We start from the raw sequence: 561 nt of genomic DNA, 5'->3' as shown, positions 1-561 counted from the left end.
GGAGCATACTTTGCACGTTAGAGTTTTCGGCTGCAAAACGAATTAGTTCTTCGTCCGAATTTTGTATTCCCCTCGACATCCGCCTAAAGTGGAGCGCAAAATCCACTGCAACGGACCCATGTTTAGCCGCAGCTGTGAAGACAGCTTCCAGTGTCTCGTCACAAGAATGCCCAGGGAACTCGGCAATCATCCAAACATCAACCAAAATCAGCCAAGCGGCCCAATAAATATCATCTTCGCTCGCGTTCTCGCCCATCAGCCGTTCACCAAGCGATTTCCACTCATATTCGTTGAGGTAAATCGCTATCGCAATAGATACATTTGGGGCCAATGTCGCACGCAACGCAGCTTGCCAATGCCCGGCGGGCTCAAGGTGGAGTTGATCGACGAGCGAAGGTATCACTGTCTGATTTAGCATGCTCGATGCGTAGAGCATGGTTGAGTATTTGTCCGATCCGCCCTGAACTCTGAGAGCTCTACGAATGGCGGACATTTCCCGCCTCTCCGTTCCATCTCGCTTCTGAAATTTCCGGCCCTTTAGATGACGGCTATGTTTAAGTT

At 50.3% G+C, this 561-nt stretch carries 1 protein-coding gene; it reads right to left on the bottom strand.

Annotated features, from left to right (window positions below; translation table 11 throughout):
* A partial coding sequence (locus AC1D0P_RS27580; RefSeq protein ID WP_477679640.1) for a hypothetical protein occupies window positions 1-493 on the bottom strand: 493 nt, incomplete at its 3' end.
* Between the last annotated feature and the right edge of the window lie 68 nt (window positions 494-561).

The organism is Polaromonas sp. P1_G2 (genome assembly GCF_056405515.1).
This window is presented reverse-complemented; position numbering and strand designations above follow the sequence as displayed.